Source organism: Methylobacterium litchii (assembly GCF_038442315.1).
GTDB classification, from domain to species: domain Bacteria; phylum Pseudomonadota; class Alphaproteobacteria; order Rhizobiales; family Beijerinckiaceae; genus Methylobacterium; species Methylobacterium litchii.
This window is the reverse complement of sequence record NZ_JBBXMY010000006.1, coordinates 141397-159542: the sequence shown is the minus strand read 5'-3', so window position 1 is coordinate 159542 and position 18146 is coordinate 141397. Positions and strand designations below refer to the sequence as shown.

At 68.8% G+C, this 18146-nt stretch carries 17 protein-coding genes, 1 tRNA gene and 1 riboswitch; of the genes, 7 read left to right on the top strand and 11 right to left on the bottom strand.

Annotated elements, in window-relative coordinates; all coding sequences use genetic code 11:
* Positions 1 to 10: 10 nt before the first annotated feature.
* The 3 genes from AAHF99_RS13475 to AAHF99_RS13465 form a co-directional block, all read right to left on the bottom strand.
* A tRNA-Leu gene (locus AAHF99_RS13475) sits at positions 11 to 97 on the bottom strand.
* A 35-nt stretch (positions 98 to 132) separates the two neighbouring features.
* The gene (locus AAHF99_RS13470; protein ID WP_342164869.1) at positions 133 to 1338 is read right to left on the bottom strand and encodes an FAD-dependent monooxygenase; all 1206 of its coding nucleotides are present in this window, start codon (positions 1336 to 1338) and stop codon (positions 133 to 135) included.
* Between the two features lie 17 nt (positions 1339 to 1355).
* Positions 1356 to 1613: a zinc-finger domain-containing protein gene (locus tag AAHF99_RS13465; RefSeq protein ID WP_342164868.1), complete on the bottom strand. Its 258-nt coding sequence runs from the start codon at positions 1611 to 1613 to the stop codon at positions 1356 to 1358.
* Between the two features lie 210 nt (positions 1614 to 1823).
* On the opposite strand from AAHF99_RS13465, the gene map reads away from it, so the two are divergent.
* The 6 genes from map to AAHF99_RS13435 all read left to right on the top strand — a co-directional run bounded on the left by map (position 1824) and on the right by AAHF99_RS13435 (position 7556).
* Complete coding sequence (gene map, locus AAHF99_RS13460; protein WP_342164866.1) at positions 1824 to 2648, top strand: type I methionyl aminopeptidase; 825 nt, start codon at positions 1824 to 1826, stop codon at positions 2646 to 2648.
* An 8-nt stretch (positions 2649 to 2656) separates the two neighbouring features.
* Entirely contained in the window at positions 2657 to 3364 is a 708-nt protein-coding gene (radC, locus tag AAHF99_RS13455; protein ID WP_342164865.1) for a RadC family protein, read from the top strand.
* 98 nt (positions 3365 to 3462) lie between these two features.
* On the top strand, positions 3463 to 4899 hold the full coding sequence (locus tag AAHF99_RS13450; RefSeq protein WP_342164864.1) for a circularly permuted type 2 ATP-grasp protein: 1437 nt from the start codon (positions 3463 to 3465) through the stop codon (positions 4897 to 4899).
* A 60-nt stretch (positions 4900 to 4959) separates the two neighbouring features.
* Entirely contained in the window at positions 4960 to 5901 is a 942-nt protein-coding gene (locus tag AAHF99_RS13445) for an alpha-E domain-containing protein (protein ID WP_243954040.1), read from the top strand.
* Between the two features lie 50 nt (positions 5902 to 5951).
* Complete coding sequence (locus AAHF99_RS13440) at positions 5952 to 6776, top strand: transglutaminase family protein (RefSeq protein WP_342164862.1); 825 nt, start codon at positions 5952 to 5954, stop codon at positions 6774 to 6776.
* A 27-nt stretch (positions 6777 to 6803) separates the two neighbouring features.
* Positions 6804 to 7556, top strand: coding sequence for a peptidase (locus tag AAHF99_RS13435; protein ID WP_342164861.1), 753 nt, complete (start codon positions 6804 to 6806; stop codon positions 7554 to 7556).
* On the opposite strand, the gene AAHF99_RS13430 is transcribed toward AAHF99_RS13435, so the two are convergent.
* The 8 genes from AAHF99_RS13430 to AAHF99_RS13395 all read right to left on the bottom strand — a co-directional run bounded on the left by AAHF99_RS13430 (position 7532) and on the right by AAHF99_RS13395 (position 16620).
* Positions 7532 to 8164 (bottom strand): thiamine phosphate synthase, encoded by a 633-nt coding sequence (locus tag AAHF99_RS13430; RefSeq protein ID WP_342164860.1) that lies wholly within the window; start codon positions 8162 to 8164, stop codon positions 7532 to 7534. The two genes, AAHF99_RS13435 and AAHF99_RS13430, sit on opposite strands and share 25 nt — an antisense overlap.
* A complete protein-coding gene (gene thiG, locus AAHF99_RS13425; protein WP_342164859.1) occupies positions 8161 to 8961 on the bottom strand; it encodes a thiazole synthase in 801 nt (266 codons plus the stop codon). Before thiG ends, AAHF99_RS13430 begins: the two co-directional genes overlap by 4 nt.
* A 3-nt stretch (positions 8962 to 8964) precedes the next feature.
* The gene (gene thiS, locus AAHF99_RS13420) at positions 8965 to 9177 is read right to left on the bottom strand and encodes a sulfur carrier protein ThiS (RefSeq protein WP_342164858.1); all 213 of its coding nucleotides are present in this window, start codon (positions 9175 to 9177) and stop codon (positions 8965 to 8967) included.
* On the bottom strand, positions 9174 to 10391 hold the full coding sequence (thiO, locus tag AAHF99_RS13415; RefSeq protein ID WP_342164857.1) for a glycine oxidase ThiO: 1218 nt from the start codon (positions 10389 to 10391) through the stop codon (positions 9174 to 9176). Before thiO ends, thiS begins: the two co-directional genes overlap by 4 nt.
* 68 nt (positions 10392 to 10459) lie before the next feature.
* Positions 10460 to 10590: riboswitch (TPP riboswitch) on the bottom strand.
* Between the two features lie 28 nt (positions 10591 to 10618).
* On the bottom strand, positions 10619 to 11878 hold the full coding sequence (locus AAHF99_RS13410; protein ID WP_342164856.1) for an adenylate/guanylate cyclase domain-containing protein: 1260 nt from the start codon (positions 11876 to 11878) through the stop codon (positions 10619 to 10621).
* A gap of 69 nt (positions 11879 to 11947) precedes the next feature.
* Positions 11948 to 13930 (bottom strand): RNA polymerase sigma factor RpoD, encoded by a 1983-nt coding sequence (gene rpoD, locus AAHF99_RS13405; protein ID WP_243954032.1) that lies wholly within the window; start codon positions 13928 to 13930, stop codon positions 11948 to 11950.
* Between the two features lie 219 nt (positions 13931 to 14149).
* Positions 14150 to 16030 carry a DNA primase gene (gene dnaG, locus AAHF99_RS13400; RefSeq protein WP_342164854.1) on the bottom strand — a complete coding sequence of 627 codons (1881 nt, stop codon included), beginning with the start codon at positions 16028 to 16030 and terminating at the stop codon, positions 14150 to 14152.
* Between the two features lie 125 nt (positions 16031 to 16155).
* A complete protein-coding gene (locus tag AAHF99_RS13395; protein ID WP_342164853.1) occupies positions 16156 to 16620 on the bottom strand; it encodes a GatB/YqeY domain-containing protein in 465 nt (154 codons plus the stop codon).
* Positions 16621 to 16799: 179 nt separating this feature from the next.
* Between AAHF99_RS13395 and carA the strand changes: the two genes are divergently transcribed.
* A complete protein-coding gene (gene carA / locus AAHF99_RS13390; RefSeq protein ID WP_342164852.1) occupies positions 16800 to 18032 on the top strand; it encodes a glutamine-hydrolyzing carbamoyl-phosphate synthase small subunit in 1233 nt (410 codons plus the stop codon).
* The last annotated feature ends 114 nt before the right edge of the window (positions 18033 to 18146 follow it).

The window sequence follows — 18146 nt, the reverse complement described above, 5'->3', positions numbered from 1 at the left end:
GCCGGTGATGTGGTGCGGACGGCGGGACTCGAACCCGCACGGCCTTTCGGCCGCAAGATTTTAAGTCTCGTGCGTCTACCGGTTCCGCCACGTCCGCTCGCAGCGCAGCGGTAGCCGCCGCGCTCGCCGGGATCAAGCCGGGGGCGTCCATCCATAGACCCAGGCGTAACGGTCGCGCATGCCTGTTGGCCCAAGACGCCGCATCACGGCATCGCGGACGAGGCCGACCACGCCGCCGGCATGGTAGGTGCGCCCGTTGGCGCGGGCCGCCCGCTGCACCTGCCGCACGCGGGCCTCGCGAGCCTGAGCATAGGCGGCGAGGGCCGCCGGGACGGCGGACGCTTCCGCGAGGCAGCGCGTCAGCACGGCGGCGTCCTCGATGGCCAGCGCCGCACCCTGCGCGAGATAGGGCAGGACCGGATGCCCCGCATCGCCGAGCAAGGCGATCCGCCCCCGCGCCAAGGGGCGGGGCGCCGGGCGGTCGGCAAGGGACCAGACAAGCCACGAATCGGGCAGGGCCAGCACCTCCCGCAGGGGCTCGGCGCAGCGGCGGAAATGAGAGCGCAGCACGGCCGGCTCGCCGAGCCGTCCCCAGCCCTTCTCGCCCACCGCCTCGGGAACGATGGCCACGACGTTGAGCAGGCTCCCGCTCCTCACCGGGTAGTGCACCACGTGTCGGCCGCGCCCGAGCCACAGGCCCGTCGCCTCCCCCTGGAGGGAGTCCGGCACCGCCTCGCGCGGGATCAGGGCCCGCCATGCCGCCGCCCGGCCCGGCCGCAGGGGCGCATCGTCGAAATGCTGGCGCAGGACAGAACGCAGCCCGTCCGCCCCGATCAAGAGATCGAAGTCCAAGTCCTGCGTGCCCGTGCCGGTCTCAACGGTGAGTTGGACCCGCTCAGACCCCTCCCGCGCCTGCGCGGCCGAGCGGCCCATCAACAGGCGGATGCGGGGCCGCGCCCGCACCGCGTCGAGCAGCAGGGTCTGCAGGTCGGCGCGGTGGATCACGTAATAGGGCGCGCCGAAGCTCTCCCGTGCGCCCGCGCCGAGGGCGACGCCGCCGATCCGGCGGCCGCTTTCAAGGGCGCGCACCTCGACCCCCGGCGGCTCGCTCGCCGCCCGGCGCAGGGCGGCGGACAGGCCGAGCCCGGCCAGCACCCGGCTGGCATTGGGGGAAATCTGGATACCCGCCCCGACTTCGCTGAAACCGGTGCGCCGCTCGATCAGCGTGACCGCGTGGCCCGCATCCGACAGGGCGAGCGCCGCCGTCAGGCCGCCGATGCCGGCGCCGACGATCCCGATGTCGAGTTGGGTGGCGGGAGAGGTCGGTTCGGGCGACACCGCTCTCGGGCGCCCTTTCAGGCCGCCGCCGCCGCCGAATCGTCGTGCCAGACGCACTCGGCCGGGTCGGCCGCGCCGGCACCCAGCGACGGCTGGTAGCGGTAGAGCGTCGAGCAATACTGGCAGATGATCTCGTTGTCCGCGCCCATGTCGAGGAACACGTGCGGGTGGTCGAACGGCGGCAGCGCGCCGATGCACATGAACTCCTTCGCGCCGACCGAAATGGCCGGGACGCCGGGTTCGTTGTGGAAATGCGGTACCGACTTGCCTGCCATCCGGCCCTCGCCTGCCCCGCCCGTGGGGCATGTCCGCCTGCGCTTATGCCGCCCCGGCCCCCGCCCGCGCAAGGGAGGCGGCACGCGAGCCTCGCGGACAGGACATGCCGTTTGCGCATCGCCCGTCGCGCGGGGCGCTTGGCCTGCCGGCTGGCGCACCGTACATAGACACCGACGCCAGTAAGACGATCCTACCAGAAACCGCTGATCATGATGCAGGAACAGGCGAGCGCCCAGGCGCGCCGGGCGCCGGAGCCGCCGATCCACGGCCCGGAGGATTTCGCGGGAATGCGCCGGGCGGGGCACCTCACCGCCCAGGCCCTCGACCTTCTGATGGAGGCAACCCAGCCCGGCGTTACGACCGACGCCCTCGACAAGCTCGCCTTCGAATTCGCCATGGACAACAAGGCCTATCCGGCCTCGCTGTTCTATCGCGGCTATCCGAAGTCGATCTGCACCTCGATCAACCACGTCGTCTGCCACGGCATCCCCAACGACAAGCCGTTGCGCGAGGGCGACATCATCAATCTCGACATCTGCCTCATCCTCGACGGGTGGCACGGCGATTCGAGCCGCATGGCCTTCGTCGGGGAGGTGCCGCGCAAGGCGCAGCGCCTGTGCGAGATCACCTACGAGGCGCTGATGCGCGGCATCGCGGCGGTGAAGCCCGGCGGCTCCACCAACGACATCGGCCGGGCGATCCAAAGCTTCGCCGAGTCCGAGCGCTGCTCGGTGGTGCGCGACTTCTGCGGCCACGGCCTCGGGCGCAGCTACCACGATGCGCCGACCATCCTGCACTACGTCGAGGCGAGCTACGACGTGCCGCTGAAGCCCGGCCAGTTCTTCACCATCGAGCCGATGATCAATCTCGGCCGCCCGGCGGTGAAGGTGCTGGGCGACGGCTGGACCGCCGTGACCCGCGATCGCTCCCTCTCGGCGCAGTTCGAGCACACGGTCGCCGTGACAGACACGGGCGTCGAGATCTTCACGGTCTCACCCAAGGGCCTCCACCAGCCGGTCAACCCGGCGGCCTGAGGACGGGCGTGGAGTCCGCGCCGCCGCCGGCTCCCCCTGCGGAGGAGCCCCACTATCTCGGCCATCGGGATCGCCTGCGCGACAAGTTCGCGGAGGCCGGGGGCGACGCCCTCCCCGATTACGAACTCCTCGAATTGCTGCTGTTCCGGGCGATTCCCCGCCGAGACGTGAAGCCGCTCGCCAAGGCGCTGATCCGTCGCTTCGGCAGCCTCGCGGAGGTGCTGGGCGCCGAGCGGGCCCGGCTCCTCGAAGTCGGGGGGATCGGGCCGGGCGTCGTCGCCGATCTGAAGCTCGTGGAGGCCGCCGGCCGCCGCCTCGCCCGGGGCGCGATCCGCGAGCGCGACGTGCTCACCTCGTGGAGCGCCCTCTCCGAATACCTGCGGGCGACCATGGCGTTCGCCCCACGCGAGGAATTCCGCATCCTCTTCCTCGACAAGCGCAACCATCTGATCGCCGACGAGGTTCAGGGGCGGGGCACGGTGGACCACACCCCCGTCTATCCCCGCGAGGTCGCGCGGCGGGCGCTCGAACTCTCGGCGACGGCGATCATCCTCGCGCACAACCACCCGTCGGGTGATCCCAAACCCTCGGCAGCGGATGTCAGCATGACCCGCGAGATCGTTTCAGTCCTGGCGCCGCTGAACATCGTGGTGCACGATCACATCATCATGGCCCGTAACGGTCATGCGAGCCTGAAAGGGCTCAAGCTCATCTAGAACTGGTGTCCCCTGGTAAGCCGGCTCGGGACCGCTACGCTAACGGCCATGGCGCGCCTCTTGCCTCTTGAGCTTGAGCGCTTGGGAGAGAGCACAGCATGGCTGCCGCAGCCTTCGACGAAATGACCGGCCTGGGCGGCCCCGCCGATCCGAGCACCCTCCGCGAGGCCTATGGTCGGTTGAAGGCCTGGCTCGACTCGACGCCCGCCGACCATTTCAACACCCGCCGCTCCCAGGCCGAATTGCTGTTCCGGCGCATCGGCATCACCTTCGCCGTCTACGGCGACACCGAGTCGACCGAACGCCTGATCCCCTTCGACATCATTCCCCGGGTCATCACCCGGCCGGAATGGGATTTCCTGGAACGGGGGCTGAAACAGCGCGTCACGGCGCTGAACATGTTCCTGAAGGACGTCTACGGCGCGCAGGAATGCATCAAGGCCGGCATCATTCCCGCCGACCTCGTCTACCGGAACGCCCATTACCGGATGGAGATGCGCAACTTCCGGGTGCCGCACGATCTCTACGTTCATGTCGCCGGCATCGACATCGTCCGCACCGGCGAGAAGGACTTCTTCGTTCTCGAGGACAATGCCCGCATCCCCTCCGGCGTGTCGTACATGCTGGAAAACCGCGAAGTGATGCTCCGGCTCTTTCCGGACCTGTTCTCGAAGCATCGCGTCGCCCCGGTCGAGAACTATCCCGACGCCCTCCTCGCGACGTTGCGCAGCCTCGCCCCGACCTCGGCCACCCGCGACCCGACCGTCGTGCTGCTCACCCCCGGCCGTTTCAATTCGGCTTTCTACGAGCACTCGTTCCTGGCCGACAAACTCGGCGTCGAACTGGTGGAGGCGTCCGACCTCTTCACCAAGGACGACGTGGTCTACATGCGCACCACCGAGGGGCCGCGGAAGGTGGACGTGATCTACCGTCGCCTCGACGACGACTTCCTCGACCCGCTGGTCTTCCGACCGGATTCGGTGCTCGGCGTGCCGGGCATCATGAACGCCTACGAGCGGGGCTCGGTGACGCTCGCCAACGCGGTCGGCACCGGCATTTCGGACGACAAGGCGGTCTACAGCTACATGCCGGAGATCGTGAAGTTCTTCACGGGGGAGGAGCCGATCCTGCACAATGTGCCGACCTATCGCTGTCGCGAGAAGGAGGCCTTCTCCTACGTGATGGACAACCTGTCCGAGTTAGTGGTGAAGGAAGTGAACGGCTCGGGCGGCTACGGGATGCTCGTCGGCCCCCATGCGAGCAAGCGCGAGATCGACGACTTCGCGAAGAAGCTGCGCCACGCGCCGGACGGGTTCATCGCCCAGCCGACCCTTTCGCTCTCCACCTGCCCGACCTTCGTCGCCTCCGGCATCGCCCCGCGCCACGTCGACCTGCGGCCCTTCGTGCTATGCGGGGCGGACGAGATTCGTATCGTGCCGGGCGGTCTGACGCGCGTCGCCCTCAAGGAAGGATCCCTCGTGGTGAATTCGAGCCAGGGCGGAGGCACGAAGGACACCTGGGTGCTCGACGCCTGACCGCCTGAACCCGTTCAAGACCGCGTAAGCCCCCCGGGGCCGGGACGATCGAGCCGCAACATGCTCTCCAGGACTGCCGACAACCTCTACTGGCTCTCGCGCTACGTCGAACGCGCCGACTTCGTCGCGCGCATCCTCGACGCCGCCCACCGCCTCGCCGCCCTCCCCTCCAGTTACGGGGAGAGCAACGAGTGGGAATCGGCTTTGGCCTCGGCTGGCGACCCGGAGCTGTTCAAGCCGCATTACAGCGTCGTGAATGCCGACACGGTGTGCGACTTCCTCGCCTTCAGCCCCCACAACCCGTCCTCGATCCGCTCCTGCATCGAGGCGGCGCGGGAGAATGCCCGTTCCGTGCGCACGGCGCTGACCACCGAGATGTGGGACGCGATCAACGGTGCGTGGCTCGAACTGCGCTCCTATGCCGGGCGCGACCTGAACCGCGACGAGTTCGGCCGCTTCCTCGATTGGGTGAAGACCGTCTCGCTCACCTATGATGGCTCAGCGTTCCGCACGATGCTGCGCAACGACGCCTTCTGGTTCACGCGGCTCGGCACGGCGATCGAGCGGGCCGACAACACCGCCCGCATCCTGGACGTGAAATACCAGATCCTCCTGCCGCACGACGAGAAGATCGGCGGCAGCCTCGACTACTTCCAGTGGACGACGATCCTGCGCGAAGTGTCGGCCCTGACGGCCTATCACTGGGTCTACCGCGAGAGCGTGAAGCCCCTGCTGGTGGCGGACCTGCTGATGCTCAACAAGCAGATGCCGCGCTCCTTCGCCAATTGCTACGGCGTGATCGTGGAGTACCTCGACCTCATCGCCGACGCCTACGGACGGCGCGGGCCGAGCCAGCGGCTGGCGGGCAACCTGCTCGCCAAGCTGGAGAGCGACAACATCGACCGCATCTTCAACGCCGGCCTCCACGAGTTCGTGGAAGCGTTCATCGTCGAGAACAACGGGGTGGGCGAAGCGATCGCCAAGCAGTATCTCGTCGGCTGAGTCCGGCCGGGGGCCGGGCAGTTGACGACCATCACAGGCGGGAAAGGCGCATGCGCATCCGCGTGGTCCATGAGACCAGCTACACCTACGAGCAGCCGGCACGGGGTCTGATCCAGATCCTGCGCCTGACGCCGCGCGACCATGACGGGCAATACATCCGCCGCTGGCGCATCGACACCTCCGTGGACGGTCGCCTGACCGCCCGCGAGGACGGGTTCGGCAACATCGTCCACTGGTTCACCCCGGACGAGGCGGCCGACGCCCTGATGATCCGCGTGACCGGCGAGGCGGATACCGACGACACGCACGGCGTCGTGCGCGGTTCGGTCGAGCGGCTGCCCGACCTATTCTACCTGCGCGACACGGAGTTCTGTGCCACGAGCCCCGAGTTGCACGACCTCGCCGAGGAGGCCGCGCGCGGCGCCGAGGACCCGCTCGCCGTGCTTCACCGGCTCATGGAGACGGTGCACGACGCGGTGACGTTCGAATCGGGCCCGGCGAACGCCGCCGTCCCGGCGGCCAAGGCCCTGGCGGCGGGCAGCGGCAATTCGCAGGACATCGCCCACGTCTTCATCGCGGGCGCGCGGCACCTGAACATCCCGGCGCGCTACGTGGCGGGCTACCGCGCGCGCGACGACGGCGAGGCCGAGGTCGAAGCGCCGCATGGCTGGGCCGAGGCGCTGGTGCCGAACCTCGGTTGGGTCGCCTTCGACGCGGTCCACAAGATCAGCCCGTCCGAGCAGTACATCCGCCTCGCCATGGGGCTGGACTATCTCGGCGCGGCCCCGATCCGCGGCAGCCGCATGGGTGGCGGCACCGAGACGCTGGACGTGAAGCTTCGCGTCGAGCAAGGCAGGTCGGCCGTCCAATGCTGACGCATCCCACGCCGGAACCCTGAACCCATGACCTACTGCGTCGGTGTCCTCGTCGAGGAGGGTCTCGTGATGGTCGCCGATACCCGCACCAATGCGGGGCTCGACGACATCTCGACCTACCGCAAGCTGCACCATTTCAACGTGCCGGGCGAGCGCGTGATGATGCTGGCCTCGGCCGGCAACCTCTCGATCACCCAATCGGTGCTGAGCATGCTGCAGGAGGGGGTGCCGGGCGACGAGGGCGAGCCTGCCCAACGCCTGATCGACGCGCCGACCATGTTCCAGGCGGCGCAGCTGGTCGGCCGGGCGATCCGCACGGTGCGGACCATTGAGCAGAAGGGATTCGAGGCGGCGAGCATCCGCTTCTCGATCTCGCTGTTGTTCGGCGGACAGATCGGCAACGAGCCGATGCGGCTCTTCCTGATCTACTCGGCCGGCAATTTCATCGAGTGCAGCACCGACGCCCCGTTCCTGCAGATCGGCGAGCACAAATACGGCAAGCCGATCCTCGACCGGGCGGTGAAGTTCGAGACCGATCTGTACGACGCCCTCAAGGTGGGCCTCGTCTCAATGGATTCGACCATGCGCTCGAATCTTGGTGTCGGCCTGCCCATCGACATCGCCGTGGCCCGGCGCGGGGTGCTGACCCTGGAGGTGAACCACCGGATCGAGGCGGGCGAGGGCTATTTCCACGATCTGCGCGAGCGCTGGTCCGCCGCCCTGCGGGCCGCCCACCGGGCCATCCCGCGCCCGCCCTACGGGCCATCGCCGCAGGGCTGAGAGGACCACGCGGCCAAGAGGCGGCGTGCCGCGTCAGTCGGATCGGGCGCCCGCATCAGCCCGCCCATGACGGCGAACCCCGCCGCCCCCGCTACGCGGCAGGGGCCGAGCGTGTCCTCCGTGAGTCCCCCGAGGGCGACGACGGGCAGGCCGATGCGTCGTGCGGCGGCGATCGCCTCAGGCCCGAGGGACGGTCCGTAGCCGGGCTTGCTGGCGGTGGGAAAGATCGGGCTGAGCGTCACGTAATCGGCGCCCGCCTCGGCCGCCGCCGCGACGTCGCGAACCGAATGCGCGGAGAGGCCAACGAGTAGCTTAGGGCCTGCCCGCTCTCGCAATCCGGGCAGGGCGGACATCGGCAGATGTACCCCGTCCGCGCGGAGCGCATGAGCAAGGTCGAGATCGCCGCCGACGCTGAGGAAGCCGCCGGCCGCGCGCACCGCCCCCGTCACCGCCTCCCCGAGGTCGCGCCGTTCGTCCGCCGACAGGTCGCGGTCGCGGAACCAGATCCAACGCCCTCCCCCGGCCAGCACCGCCCGCACCGTCTCGGCGAGGGGGCGGGCGTGGCCGTGGCGGTCCGTCACCGCAAGCAGCGGCGACGGCAGACTCATGAGCCGACGAGGCCGAGTTGCGGGCTCGACGGATCGGCCCGGCCCCGGCGGGGAATGCGCCCAGCGAGATAGGCATCGCGACCCGCCTCGACGGCGCGGGCCATGGCGCGGGCCATCCGCACGGGATCGTCGGCCTTGGCGACGGCGGTGTTCACGAGGCAGGCGGCGGCGCCGAGTTCCATGGCGATCACAGCATCGGACGCCGTTCCGATCCCGGCATCGACGATGACCGGTACGCCCGCCCGGCGGCAGATCAACTCGATGTTGGCCGGGTTGGCGACGCCCATGCCGGAGCCAATCAGCGAGCCCATGGGCATCACGGCGGCGCAGCCGATGTCTTCCAGCCGTCGGCAGACGATGGGATCGTCGTTGCAATAGGGCAGGACGGTGAAGCCCTCGTCCACGAGGTGGCGACAGGCCTCGATCAGTTCGGCGACGTCCGGGTACAGGGTCTCGCGGTCGCCGATCACCTCGACCTTGATCCAGGTGGTGTCGAGGGCTTCGCGGGCGAGTTCGGCGGTCATGATGGCGTCGCGGGCGGTCTCGCAGCCGGCGGTGTTCGGCAGGAAGCGGCGCCCCTTCAGCAGGCTCACCGTGTCCGACCCGTGCCCCCGGAGGGAGACCCGGCGGATCGACGCGGTGACGATTTCCGCGTCGGACGCCTCGACCGCGTCGCGCATGATCGCCTGGGTCGGGTAGCCGGCAGTCCCGAGGAACAGGCGCGACGAGAGCCGCACCCCGGCGATCACCAGGGCGTCGTCCTCCTCGGGGCGCAGCGGCGTGACGATGCTGTCCATGCTCTAGCCTCCCTGCATGGCGCGGACGATCTCGATGCGGTCGCCCGGCGTGATGGTGGTGTCGGCCCAGTCCTTCCGGCGCAGGACGCGGCCGTTGAGGGCGATGGCGATGCCCTGCGGCCCCTCGATCCCAGCCTCGTCCGCCTCGGCGGTGAACAGGGCCTCGACGGTGGCGGCCTCGCTCTCGCGGGGCTCGCCGTTGACGAAGAGCTTCATCGCGCGGCCCTCCTCGGCTCCGGTCGCGCGAAGCGCGACAGGGTGAAAGCTTGGGCCACGGCCGGTAATTCGCCCGAGGCCACGAGGTCGGCCACGGCATCGGCGGTGACGGGCGCCAGCAGATAGCCGTTGCGATGGTGGCCGGTGGCGACGACCAACCCCGGTGCGATGGTATCGATGATCGGCGCGTCGTCGTCGGAGGTCGGGCGGTAGCCGCTCCACACGGCCTCGACCTCCATCTCCTCAATGCCCGGCAGCACCCGTCGCGCGCCTTCGAGCAGGGCGTAGAGCCCGCCCGCCGTCACGCCCGCGCGAAATCCACAATCCTCCACCGTCGCGCCGATGACGAGGTGGCCGTCGCTCTTCGGGGCCATGTGGACCTGCTCGGTCCAGACCATGCGGGACAGGGTGCCGGTCTGGCGTGTGGTCCGCAGGGCGAGGGCCTGCCCCTTCAGGGGGCGCACCGGCAGCGCGAGACTGTCCGGCAGCAAACCGCCCTCCCCGCTCCACGCGCCGGCTGCAAGAACGATCGTCTCGGCGGAGAGGCGCCCGGCCTCCGTCAGCACGCCGGTCACACGCCCGCCCGACCAGTCGAGGCCGGTGACGGCCATGCGCTCGATGATCGTCACGCCCGCCGCCTCACAGGCGCGCACCAGCGCCGCCATGACGAGACGGGGATCGACCTGATGGTCGAGGGGGCATTGCACGCCCGCCGTCACCGAGGGGCGCAGGACGGGTTCCAGGCGGCGGATCTCGGTGCCGTTCAGCCATGTCGCGTCGAGGCCGGAGCGGCGCTGCAGATCGTAGCGGAAGCGCAGGCGCTCCACCTCGTCGCGGCCGACGGCGAGGACCAGCGTGCCGTCAGGCCGGTAATCGATGGAGAGGCCGGAGGCGGCTTCGAGCTCGCCGCGGAAGCCGGGCCAGCGGGCGAGCGAGTCCATGGCAAGCGGCAGCAGCGGGTCGGAGCCGGGCTCGTGCTCGGCGGCCGGCGCCAGCATTCCTGTGGCGGCAAGGCTCGCGCCGGAACCGATGCTTCCCCGCTCGATCACCGTGACGGAGAGCCCCCGGGACGCGAGGCGCCACGCGCTGGCAAGGCCGATCAGCCCGCCGCCGATGACGGCGACATCCGCACGCGCGGGCAGTCTCGAGGTCCGGGCGTCGAACCCCGGATCCCGGCGCTGTCCAATGGGTGAAACGGGCCTCGGAAGCCCCATGGCGACACTCCGCTTATCGGGCGGAGGGATGGGGCCGGGTGCTTCGTGAAAAGCGATGGCCTGTCAGGACGACGGCCGCGGTCCAATCCCTACGCCGGTGTGAACCGGATCAGGTTCGAAGGATTTCCGCGCCGCAGGCCCCATCAAGGGCGTGCCATCGGTTTCTCAGCCCCTTGCCGGGGATCTCCCTGGAACAGAGGCAGATGTGGGCCCTCGCGCCGCCGGGGTCAATCCCGTTTGCGTGGCCGCAGGAACTTCGGCTTGAACACCGCCATCGGTTCCTCGAAGCCATGGAGTGTGTGGACGCCGACAGGCACCGGATCGCCCCACAGGAAATCCACGAAGGGCTTCGACATCAGAAGCTCCTCGCCGAGGCCCCGGTTGAGCTTGGCGAGCCGGCTCGCGAGGTTCACGTCGCGGCCGATCACCGTGAAGTCGAGGCGCGAGCCCGAGCCTACATTGCCGTAGGCCGCCTCGCCGTGGTGGAGGGCGATGCCCGCCTGGATTGGCACCGGGAACTGATGCAGGGCGTTCGCTTCGTCGATGGCGGCCAGGATATGCTGCGCCGCCGTCAGGGCGCCCTTGGCCGCGCCGCCGAGGTCGTCGCCGCTCTCGCGGAAGATCGCGAGCAGCCCGTCGCCGAGATATTTCAGTACCTCGCCGCCTTCGCCTTCGATGGGCGGGACAAGGCAATCGAAGAACACGTTGAGGAGGGCCACCGCCTCCTCCGGCGTCATGTCGGCGGAGATGCGCGTGTAGTCGCGCATGTCGGCGAACAGGATCGCGGAGCGGATGCGCGTCACCTGCCCGCGCCGGATGTCGCCCGACAGGATCGCCCGGTGCGGCTCGTCGCCGACATAGACCCGCAGCACGTGGTCGAGCTGCTTGTTCAGCACCCGCATCTCCATCACCGCCGCGAGCGCGGGCATGATGAAACGCAGGATCGCGATGTGCTCGCGCTCGAACCCCGTCGGGCACTTGGTGGCGAAGGTGATGCCGTTCTGCGTGCCGTTCGTGAAGAACAGCGGCGCGACGACATAGTGCGTGAACCCTTCCGCCTTGAGGTCCGGCACGATGGCGTAGGCGTCGTCCGGCGTCTCGGAGAGGTCGAGGATCAGCCATCGGCCGGTCCGGTGGACCTCCGCGAAGGGGCTGCGGAGATACGCCTCCTGCGAGCGGCTGCCGTGCGGAAAGAGCCGCACCGTGACGCCGCCGTTGCGCGTCCAGACGCGCCCGACGCCGGCATATTCCGAATGGAGCGTGTCGATGGCGGTGGAGGCGCGATCGACCGGAACGCCGATGTCGATCAGCCGCTCGGCCAAGCCTTCGAGCATCCGCTCGGCCTTGTCGATGCGGGCGCCTTCACCAAGCAGCCAGTCGCGGATGCCGACCGAGGGTTCCAGCGCGCCGAACGGCACGTCGCTGGTCTCGGAGCCGTCCGCATCGGCCGTCGGTGTTCCGGGCAGTGGCGGACGTCGTTCGAGCATGGCGCCAAGGTGGGATTCCGTAACGGCAAAGCAAGGCTTTGCCGTGAGCCGGCGGCACGCGCCGCCGACTCAGTTGTCGAGGAAGCTCCTGAGCTTCCGGCTGCGGCTCGGATGCTTGAGCTTGCGCAGCGCCTTCGCCTCGATCTGGCGAATGCGCTCGCGGGTCACGGAGAATTGCTGCCCGACCTCTTCGAGGGTGTGGTCGGTGTTCATGCCGATGCCGAAGCGCATGCGCAGCACGCGTTCCTCGCGCGGGGTCAGCGACGCGAGCACGCGCGTCGTGGTCTCGCGCAGGTTCGACTGGATCGCCGCGTCAATCGGAAGGACGACGTTCTTGTCCTCGATGAAGTCACCGAGGTGGCTGTCTTCCTCGTCGCCGATGGGCGTTTCGAGGGAGATCGGCTCCTTGGCGATCTTCAGGACCTTGCGGACCTTTTCGAGCGGCATCGCCAGCTTCTCGGCCAGCTCCTCCGGGGTCGGCTCGCGGCCGATCTCATGGAGCATCTGGCGCGAGGTGCGGACGATCTTGTTGATGGTCTCGATCATGTGGACCGGGATGCGGATGGTCCGCGCCTGATCCGCGATCGAGCGGGTGATCGCCTGCCGGATCCACCACGTCGCGTAGGTCGAGAACTTGTAGCCCCGGCGATACTCGAACTTGTCCACGGCCTTCATCAGGCCGATGTTGCCCTCCTGGATCAGATCCAGGAACTGCAGGCCACGGTTCGTGTACTTCTTCGCGATGGAGATCACGAGACGCAGGTTCGCCTCGATCATCTCCTTCTTGGCCTGCCGGGCTTCGCGCTCGCCCTTCTGGACCATGTTCACGATGCGGCGGAACTCGCCGATCTCCAGGCCGGTCTCGGAGGCGAGGTCGAGGATCTGCGCGCGCAGTTCCTTGACCTGCTTCTGGCCCTTCTCAACGAGGTTCTTCCAGCCCTTGCCGCCGAGCGTGCCGACACGGTCCATCCAGGCCGCGTCGAGCTCGTAGCCCTGGTAATGGCGCAGGAACTCGTCGCGGGCGACGCCGTGGCTCTCCGCGTAGCGCATCAGCCGGCCCTCGTGGCCGATGAGCTGCTTGTTGATCGCGTAGAGCTGGCCGACCAGCGCCTCGATGCGGTTGTTGTTGAGCGACAGGGACTTCACGTCGGCGACGACGATATCCTTCAGATCGCCCTGCTTCTTGGTCTGTGCCGACGTCTTGTCAGCGACGGCGACGGACGCGGTCTCCGTCTGCGCCTTGCGCAGCTTGTGGTAGTTCTGGGCAATGGCGTCGAAGGTCTCGAGGACGCGCGGCTTGATCTCCGCTTCCATCGCGGCGAGCGAGACGTTGTTCTCGAGATCGTCCTCCTCGTCGCCCCCGTCGGGCGGCGTCGGCGCGTCGGCATCCTCGTCGGCCTCGCCCTCGGCCATCTGCGGCGCGTTGCGCCCGTCCGGCCCGGCATAGGTCGCTTCGAGGTCGATGATGTCGCGCAGAAGGACCTTCCCCTCCACCAACTCATCGCGCCAGATGATGATGGCCTGGAAGGTCAGCGGGCTCTCGCACAGGCCAGCGATCATCGCCTCGCGCCCGGCTTCGATGCGCTTGGCGATGGCGATTTCGCCCTCGCGGGAGAGAAGCTCCACCGAGCCCATCTCGCGCAGGTACATGCGCACCGGATCGTCGGTGCGGTCGGTCGGCTCCTTGGTCGTAGTGGCCACAGCGACGGCGCGGGTCGAGGTGACCTCCGCGACTTCGCCGCCCTCGGCCTCCTCCTCGTCGGCCTCGCCGGTCGCCGCCTTCTCGCCCGCGGCGGCCTCTTCGGTCTCCTCGGCCTCGACGACGTTGATGCCCATCTCGGACAGCTGGGATAGCACGTCCTCGAGCTGGTCCGGGTCGGACTGGCCCTCCGGAAGCACCTCGTTGACCTCTTCATAGGTCACGTAGCCGCGCTTCTTCGCGAGCTTGATCATCCGCTTCACTGCGGCATCAGACAGGTCGAGGAGCGGCCCGTCGGTCTGCTGCTCGGGTGCAGCGTCCGCCTCGTCCCGTTCCGTTGCCTTCGTCGCCATGATGAGCCTATTGTTGTCCCGTTGCGGCGGATTGCGGAGGCATCGGGAGCCTGTCCACGCCTTCGACGCCGCGATGCAAAAACTGGTGCGAATCGCGGCGGATGACCGCGCGACCCATCTTCGTATGCAAGCCTGACGCTTGACCTTGTGTTAACTAAGGCTGCCAGCGTGGAGCGGCCACAGCCGATAGCCGCCTATAGCGCCAGCGCCCCAGGGAAGTCACGGCGCGCTTCGCGCATCCGTCGCCGGAAGATCAGCCTCCGACTCCGCAGACAGCACGATTGCCAGCCTCTCTTTCACGTCGCAGACCCAAGTCCAGCCGGCGTCTGTCGGATCGGCCTCAAACGCCTGCCGGGCCTCGTGAAGTTCGCTATGTAGCGCTCCAGCCTGCCGGTGCAAGATCATCGCTTGGCGCAAGGCGTCCGCGCACTGTGCCGGATCCCCCTGCGGATCGAGTTGTGCCCGCTCCCGCGAACGGGCCAGACCCAGCACGCGCTCTGCGGCCTCGGCCAGTCCCGTGCGAGTGAGGCGTTCCTGCAACAGAGTCGCGTCAGGTAGCGCGTGCTCGGTCGCGCAGGCCAGCAGGACCGAGACGACCGCCCGGCAGTCCGAATCAGCGAAGTCCAGTTCCGCCAATTCGTCGCCGAAGGTCGAGACCATCGCCGGGTGCACGAGGAAGGTGGCGGCGATCATCGATTCCCGCACGGGCGCGGCGCCGCTGAACCCCGCCGAAGCGGTGACGGAGGCGCTGGGCGCGGCCCGCAGGCGCGGTGAAACCGGCTCGGGCTGCCGCCGACCGCGCTCGCGGTTCTGCGGCGCATTGCGCACGGGCTGGGGCGACAGACCGCGCAGCCTCTCCTCGATGTCGTCGCGGTAATAGCGCCGCACCGTCTCATCGCGGATCGTCGTGATGGTGGCGCGCAGGGCGCGGGCGAACCCGGCCCGGCGCTCCGGCGTGTCGACGGGCTGCGCCTCGACCGCCCGGCGCCAGAGCAGTTCCGACAGGGGGATAGCCGCTTCGAGCACACGGTCGATGGCAGCGGGGCCGCCCGAGCGCAGGAGGTCGTCCGGATCCTGCCCGGCCGGTAGCAGGGCGATGCGCAGGCTCTTGCCCGGCTCCAGCAGAGGCAGCGCGACATCGATGGCCCGGTGAGCGGCCCGCACGCCCGCCCCGTCGCCATCGAAGCACAGCACCGGCTCGTCGGCATGACGCCAGAGCAGAGCCAACTGGTCCTCGGTGAGGGCGGTGCCGAGCGGCGCCACCGTTTCCCCGTGGCCCGCGAGCGTCATCGCGATGACGTCGACATAGCCCTCAACAGCGATGATCGAGCTGCGCTCGTGCGCGGCCTTCCGCGCGGTGTGCAAGTTGTAGAGCATCCGCCCCTTGTAGAAGAGCGGCGTCTCCGGGGAATTCAGGTATTTGGCGCGCACTTCCTTGGCGAGAGCTCGCCCTCCGAAGGCCACGACCCGGCCGCGCATGTCGGTGATGGGGAACATCACCCGGTCGCGGAAATAATCGTAAGGAACGGCCACATCCTCGCCGCCCGCGAGCAGGCCGAGTTCGACCATCGTGTCGCGCTCGATGCCTTTGCCGGCGAGATGATCCCGCAGGGCGTAGCGCTCGTTCGGCGCGTAGCCGAGGCGGAACCGGGCCCTCACGTCGTCGCCGAGGCCGCGCCGATCCAGATAGGCGCGGGCGTCCGCGCCCTTGGACGAGCGCAGGCGCTCCTCGAACCACGCGGCGGCCATCTCCATGACGTCGATGGCGGTGGCGCGTCGCTTCTCGCTCTCACGCGATTCGACAGACGGCGCCGGCAACGGAACGCCCGCCTCGCCCGCCAGCCGCTCCACGGCTTCGGGGAAGGTCAGGCCCTCCGTCTCCATCAGGAAGGTGAAGACGTCGCCGTGCTTGCCGGACGAGAAGCAGTGGTAGAACTGCTTCTGGTCGTTCACGTAGAAGCTCGGCGTCTTCTCGGCATTGAACGGCGACAGCCCGCGCCATTCGCGTCCCGCCTTCTTCAGCTGGACCCGGCGGCCGACCACGGCCGAGGCCGGAAGCCGGGCGCGAATTTCTTCCAGAATGTGCGGCGGATAGCGCAAGGGTATCGCGGGGCAGAGGACGGGACCGGCGAGTATAGCGCGTTCCACCCCACCGAGTCCCGATCCGCCCGCCGCCCCGCCCGGGGGATTGCGGGCAGAACCGCGATGTTGCGTTGTTCCGGCCCTCACGCCTTCGCGGCGAGGGCTTCCTTCACGAGGCCGCTCGCCTTGGCGAAGTCCATGCGGCCAGCGAAGGTGCCCTTCAGGGCGCCGATCACCCGGCCCATGTCCTTCGGCCCGGCCGCGCCGGTCTCGAGGATGGCGGCCTCGACGGCGGCCTTCACCTCGGTCTCGTCCATCTGCTTCGGCAGGAAGCTTTCGATCACCGCGATCTCGGCGCGCTCGTTCTCGGCGAGTTCGGGGCGTCCGGCCTGCTCGTAGACGGTGGCCGATTCGGTGCGCTGCTTGATCATCTTCTGCAGCAGCGAGAGGATGTCGTCGTCCGAGGCCGGATCCTTGCCGAGGCCGCGCGCCTCGATGTCCTTGTCCTTCAGGGCGGCCTGCATCATCCGCACGGTGGCGAGGCGGCCCTTGTCGCCGGCCTTCATGGCCTCTTTCATCTCGGCGGTGAAACGCTCGCGCAACTGCATCTCGAAGTCCTTCAGAGGGTGTGAAAAGCGGGCGGCTGCCCCGCGACGACGGGCGTTGAACGTCACGCGAGTTGCAGCCACATTGACCACATCACACGCCGCAGTCTTTAAGACGCGCCGGAGGGTTCCGCGCGCGCCGCAAGGCGCCGGATGCCGACGAGATAAGCGAGAAGGTCCCGATGCTGCAAGACGACGGCGCGTCCGCGCACCCCACGGCCGAGCCCGCGCCCTGGTCCGAGCCCGTCGCCACTGCCCTTCTGGTGCTGGCGGACGGCACGATCCTCGAAGGATTCGGCATCGGCCAGACCGGCGTGGCCGATGGCGAGGTCTGCTTCAACACCGCCATGACGGGCTATCAGGAGATCCTGACCGACCCGTCCTATGCCGGGCAGATCGTGACCTTCACCTTCCCGCACATCGGCAATGTCGGCACCAACGACGAGGATCTCGAAAGCCTCGATGCGGCGCCGGCCTCCGGCGTGCGCGGCGCCGTCATCGCCTCGGCCGTGACTAAGCCTTCGAGCTGGCGCTCCTCCTCGCATCTCGACGGCTGGCTGCGAGCACGTGGCATCGTCGGCATCACCGGAGTCGACACCCGGGCGCTCACCGCGCTCATCCGCGACAACGGCATGCCGAACGCCGTCATCGCGAACGATCCCGACGGGCAGTTCGACCGCGAGGCCCTCAAGGCCCGCGCCGCCGCCCTCGCCCCGATGGAGGGACTGGACCTCGTGCCGCCGGTGACGAGCCGTGAGACGTCCGAATGGTCGGAGACTGTCTGGGCGCTCGGCAACGGTTACGGCAAGCGGGCGCCGGGCACGGGCTTCAAGGTCGTGGCCATCGATTACGGCGTGAAGCGCAACATCCTGCGGCTGTTGGCGGAAGCGGGCTGCGACGTCACCGTCGTGCCGGCCACCACCAAGGCCGAGGAGATCCTGGCCATGAAGCCGGACGGCGTGTTCCTCTCGAACGGCCCCGGCGACCCGGCCGCGACCGGCGAGTACGCCGTTCCGGTGATCCGCAAGCTGCTTGAGGAGAAGGTGCCGACGTTCGGCATCTGCCTCGGGCATCAGCTCATGGGTCTGGCGCTCGGCGGCCGCACGGTGAAGATGGGCCAGGGCCACCACGGCGCGAACCATCCGGTGAAGGACAAGACGACCGGCAAGGTCGAGATCGTGTCCATGAACCACGGCTTTGCGGTGGACCCGGCCAGCCTGCCGGCCTCGGCGGTGGAGACGCATGTCTCGCTGTTCGACGGCTCGAATTGTGGCCTGTCGCTCACCGACCGCCCGGCCTTCTCGGTGCAGCACCACCCTGAGGCCTCGCCCGGCCCGCGTGACAGCCACTATCTGTTCGAGCGGTTCGTGGCGCTGATGCGCTCGGGCAAGCCGGAATCGGCCGCGCAAGCCTGATCCCGAGACTGCCCCATCGGGGTCACAAAAACCCCGAATTCGGAAGGCTTATCCCCCGCCAACGGCTTGAGACGGCGACGCCATCGCGATCGCGCCGGCCGCGGCGGGGGATGA

Coding starts and splice junctions, on each gene's coding strand:
- AAHF99_RS13465 (WP_342164868.1), bottom strand. CDS start 1,613: ATGGCAGGCAAGTCGGTACCGCATTTCCACAACGAACCCGGCGTCCCG.
- map (WP_342164866.1), top strand. CDS start 1,824: ATGATGCAGGAACAGGCGAGCGCCCAGGCGCGCCGGGCGCCGGAGCCG.
- AAHF99_RS13450 (WP_342164864.1), top strand. CDS start 3,463: ATGGCTGCCGCAGCCTTCGACGAAATGACCGGCCTGGGCGGCCCCGCC.
- AAHF99_RS13445 (WP_243954040.1), top strand. CDS start 4,960: ATGCTCTCCAGGACTGCCGACAACCTCTACTGGCTCTCGCGCTACGTC.
- AAHF99_RS13440 (WP_342164862.1), top strand. CDS start 5,952: ATGCGCATCCGCGTGGTCCATGAGACCAGCTACACCTACGAGCAGCCG.
- AAHF99_RS13435 (WP_342164861.1), top strand. CDS start 6,804: ATGACCTACTGCGTCGGTGTCCTCGTCGAGGAGGGTCTCGTGATGGTC.
- AAHF99_RS13430 (WP_342164860.1), bottom strand. CDS start 8,164: ATGAGTCTGCCGTCGCCGCTGCTTGCGGTGACGGACCGCCACGGCCAC.
- thiG (WP_342164859.1), bottom strand. CDS start 8,961: ATGGACAGCATCGTCACGCCGCTGCGCCCCGAGGAGGACGACGCCCTG.
- thiS (WP_342164858.1), bottom strand. CDS start 9,177: ATGAAGCTCTTCGTCAACGGCGAGCCCCGCGAGAGCGAGGCCGCCACC.
- thiO (WP_342164857.1), bottom strand. CDS start 10,391: ATGGGGCTTCCGAGGCCCGTTTCACCCATTGGACAGCGCCGGGATCCG.
- AAHF99_RS13410 (WP_342164856.1), bottom strand. CDS start 11,878: ATGCTCGAACGACGTCCGCCACTGCCCGGAACACCGACGGCCGATGCG.
- rpoD (WP_243954032.1), bottom strand. CDS start 13,930: ATGGCGACGAAGGCAACGGAACGGGACGAGGCGGACGCTGCACCCGAG.
- AAHF99_RS13395 (WP_342164853.1), bottom strand. CDS start 16,620: ATGCAGTTGCGCGAGCGTTTCACCGCCGAGATGAAAGAGGCCATGAAG.
- carA (WP_342164852.1), top strand. CDS start 16,800: ATGCTGCAAGACGACGGCGCGTCCGCGCACCCCACGGCCGAGCCCGCG.